At 56.3% G+C, this 2,982-nt stretch carries 1 tRNA gene and 2 rRNA genes (1 of these 3 running past the window's edge); all 3 read right to left on the bottom strand.

What is annotated here, in order from left to right:
• A tRNA-Met gene (locus Q0938_RS18800) sits at window positions 1-77 on the bottom strand.
• A 77-nt stretch (window positions 78-154) separates the two neighbouring features.
• Window positions 155-269: ribosomal RNA gene (gene rrf / locus Q0938_RS18795) — 5S ribosomal RNA — on the bottom strand.
• Window positions 270-380: 111 nt separating this feature from the next.
• Window positions 381-2,982: ribosomal RNA gene (locus Q0938_RS18790) — 23S ribosomal RNA — on the bottom strand (it continues 234 nt past the right edge of the window).

Raw genomic sequence — 2,982 nt, 5'->3', positions numbered from 1 at the left:
TGGTTGCGGGGGTAGGATTTGAACCTACGACCTTCAGGTTATGAGCCTGACGAGCTACCGGGCTGCTCTACCCCGCGCCATTTCTGCCTGTTCTTCTGCTCGCTTTTGTGATTGCGGGCGGTTCATCGGTTCAGAGAGAGGCGTTTCTTTCCAGGTCTGGCGGTGACCTACTCTCCCACGTCTTGAGACGCAGTACCATTGGCGCGACGGCGCTTAACGGCCGAGTTCGGGAAGGGATCGGGTGTTTCGCTCGTGCTATGGCCACCAGACCGGGAAAGAAACGCTCAGCGTCGGCCCTGTCGGGGGCCTGTGTTGTCCAAGGATGCTTTCGGGAAGCGACGGCCTGTTCCTTTCGGGAACCGGTCTGTCGTCTTCCGGATCAAATCAAGCCTATCGAGCCATTAGTACCGGTCAACTGAACGCATTGCTGCGCTTACATCTCCGGCCTATCGACGTGGTGGTCTTCCACGGCTCTCAAGGGATACCTGGTCTTGAGGGGGGCTTCACGCTTAGATGCCTTCAGCGTTTATCCTGTCCGTTCATAGCTACCCAGCACTGCCGTTGGCACGACAACTGGTCCACCAGTGGAACGTTCACCCCGGTCCTCTCGTACTAGGGGCAACTCCTCTCAAGTATCCTACACCCACGGCAGATAGGGACCGAACTGTCTCACGACGTTCTAAACCCAGCTCACGTACCTCTTTAAATGGCGAACAGCCATACCCTTGGGACCTGCTCCAGCCCCAGGATGAGATGAGCCGACATCGAGGTGCCAAACGGTGCCGTCGATATGGACTCTTGGGCACCATCAGCCTGTTATCCCCAGCGTACCTTTTATCCGTTGAGCGATGGCCCTTCCACTCGGGACCACCGGATCACTATGGCCGTCTTTCGACTCTGCTCGACGTGTCAGTCTTGCAGTCAGGCTGGCTTCTGCCATTGCACTCAACGAGCGATTTCCGACCGCTCTGAGCCAACCTTCGCGCGCCTCCGTTACTCTTTGGGAGGCGACCGCCCCAGTCAAACTACCCACCACGCAGGGTCCCGGATCCGGGTGACGGACCGCGGTTAGACATCAAGAGTGCGAAGGGCGGTATCTCAAGGGTGACTCCACCGGAACTGGCGTCCCGGCTTCAAAGTCTACCGCCTATCCTGCACATCGCAATCCTGATGCCAGTGCGAAGCTATAGTAAAGGTGCATGGGGTCTTTCCGTCTAACCGCGGGAAGTCTGCATCTTCACAGACAATTCAATTTCGCTGAGTCCACATTTGAGACAGCGGGGAGATCGTTACGCCATTCGTGCAGGTCGGAACTTACCCGACAAGGAATTTCGCTACCTTAGGACCGTTATAGTTACGGCCGCCGTTTACCGGGGCTTCAATTCAAGGCTTGCACCTCTCCTTTTAACCTTCCGGCACCGGGCAGGCGTCAGACTGTATACGTCGCCTTACGGCTTCGCACAGCCCTGTGTTTTAAGTAAACAGTCGCCACCCCCTGGTTTGTGCCCCCGGCCCACAGTTGCCTGCAAACCGGGCCTCCTTCTCGCGAACTTACGGAGGTATTTTGCCGAGTTCCTTAAATGTGGTTCTCTCAAGCGCCTTGGTATTCTCTACCAGTCCACCTGTGTCGGTTTAGGGTACGATCTTGTGGAGGGCTATTTCCAGGGACCCCGCAGCTGCCCGATCAATCCGTTAAGATCGAACAACCCTGAGGATCCGTCACCATCTCCTGGCCCAGGAATATTAACCTGGTTCCCATCGACTACGCCTTTCGGCCTCGCCTTAGGGGTCGGCTTACCCTGCTCAGATTAGCTTTAAGCAGGAACCCTTGGACTTTCGGCGACAGGGTCTCTCACCCTGTTTGTCGCTACTCATGTCAACATTCTCACTTCCGATCACTCCACCGGATGCCTCACGGCCCGGCTTCACAGTCGGAACATTGCCGCCGCTGACCCCCGAAAGGATCAGAAGAGGCAGCGTTCTCTATCACGGAACGCTCCGCTACCACGCACCCGTAAGGATGCATCCAAAGCTTCGGCTCGTGGCTTGAGCCCCGTTACATCTTCGCCGCAAGACCTCTTGATTAGACCAGTGAGCTGTTACGCTATCTTTAAAGGATGGCTGCTTCTAAGCCAACCTCCTGGTTGTTTTGGAAGTCTCACATGCTTTCCCACTTAGCCACGAATTGGGGGCCTTAGCTGTTGGTCAGGGTTGTTTCCCTCTCCACGACGGACGTTAGCACCCGCCGTGTGTCTCCCGATCAGTTCTTCCCGGTATTCGGAGTTTGCTTAGACTCAGTAAGGCTGTGGGCCCCCATCATCCATGCAGTGCTCTACCCCCGGGAGAATACAATCGAGGCGCTACCTAAATAGCTTTCGCGGAGAACCAGCTATCTCCAGATTTGATTGGCCTTTCACCCCTAGCCACACGTCATCCGGACCCTTTTCAACGGGTGTCGGTTCGGACCTCCAGTTGGTGTTACCCAACCTTCATCCTGCACATGGCTAGATCATCTGGTTTCGGGTCTGATCCGTCTGACTCAAGCGCCCTTTTAAGACTCGCTTTCGCTGCGCCTCCACCTAACGGCTTAAGCTTGCCAGACAGACCAAGTCGTTGACCCATTATACAAAAGGTACGCCGTCACCCCGCAAGGGGGCTCCGACTGCTTGTAGGCGTCCGGTTTCAGAAACTGTTTCACTCCCCTCGTCGGGGTGCTTTTCACCTTTCCCTCACGGTACTGGTTCGCTATCGGTCAGCAAGGAGTACTTAGCCTTCGAGGGTGGTCCCCCGATCTTCAGACAGGATTTCACGTGTCCCGCCCTACTTAATGCGTCCGATCAACCTTCCCATACGGGGCTGTCACCCGCTCTGGCTGGCCTTTCCAGGCCATTCTGGTCAGTCTCACGGCTCGGCTGGTCCCCGTTCGCTCGCCGCTACTGGGGGAGTATCTGTTGATTTCCTTTCCTCCGGGTACTTAGATGT

It is taken from the genome of uncultured Paracoccus sp. (assembly GCF_947496875.1).
Lineage (GTDB): Bacteria > Pseudomonadota > Alphaproteobacteria > Rhodobacterales > Rhodobacteraceae > Paracoccus.
Note: the sequence above shows the minus strand (reverse complement) of the source record. Positions and strands in the feature narration are given on the sequence as shown.